This is a genomic window from Zavarzinella formosa DSM 19928 (genome assembly GCF_000255705.1).
Taxonomy (GTDB): Bacteria; Planctomycetota; Planctomycetia; order Gemmatales; family Gemmataceae; genus Zavarzinella; species Zavarzinella formosa.
Map to the genome: position 1 here is coordinate 122,967 of NZ_JH636439.1, position 850 is coordinate 123,816.

At 71.2% G+C, this 850-nt stretch carries 1 protein-coding gene; it reads left to right on the forward strand.

Translation table 11 applies throughout. The features are described from left to right. Nucleotides 1–728 (forward strand): two-component system sensor histidine kinase NtrB (locus tag BGIM_RS48190; RefSeq protein WP_020468013.1); only part of this gene is annotated, 728 nt, incomplete at its 5' end. Between the last annotated feature and the right edge of the window lie 122 nt (nucleotides 729–850).

Below are 850 nucleotides of genomic sequence, written 5' to 3' on the forward strand. Positions count from 1 at the left end.
GGTCGTTGCGCCGGCAGGCCCGGCGGCAGACCGAACTCCGGGACGAGTTGCGGAAGGCCGAGCATCTGGCCGCCTTGGGCCGGTTGCTCGCCGGGGTCGCCCATGAGGTGCGCAATCCGCTCGCGGGCATCCGGTCCACCGTGCAACTGTGGGAACGCCTCCCCGAGGAGGCACGCACGCCCGCGTCGATCACGGCGGTGGTGCGGGCCGTGGACCGGCTCGACGAACTGGTCGGTCGCTTGTTGCTGTTCGCCAGGGCGGGACACGAGGTCCGCCGGACGACCGACTTGAACGCGGTGGTGGCAGAGACGCTGGAACTTCTTCGGGCGCAACTCGCCGAACACGGGGCCGTGTGCGAGACGGATCTGGCCCCCGGCCTGCCCCCCGTCTCTGCCGCCGGTCAGGCGTTGCGGCAAGTCGTGCTGAACCTTATCGCCAACGCCCTCCACGCGATTCCCGCCGGCGGCCGGGTGATCTGCCGGACCCGGTTGCTTCCCGTCGAACAGGTGGAACTGGCGGTGGCCGACAACGGCCCCGGCGTGCCGGAAGCGGACCATGATCGTGTCTTCGAGCCGTTTTACACCACCCGCCCGACCGGCACGGGGCTTGGCCTGGCCCTTTGCCGCGAAGTCGCCCGCCAACATGGCGGCGACGTGACGCTTGATCCTCCCTCGCCCGTGCCGGGGGCCACGTTTCGCCTCGTCCTGCCCGCCGGAGAACAGCCATGATGTCAGCGCCCGCCCGCGGAACCACGATTCTCGTCGCCGACGACGACCCGGCGACCCGCGCCAATCTGGCCTTGCTCCTCCGCTCCGAGGGGTACGCCGTCCGCGAGGCCGCCGACGGGGAG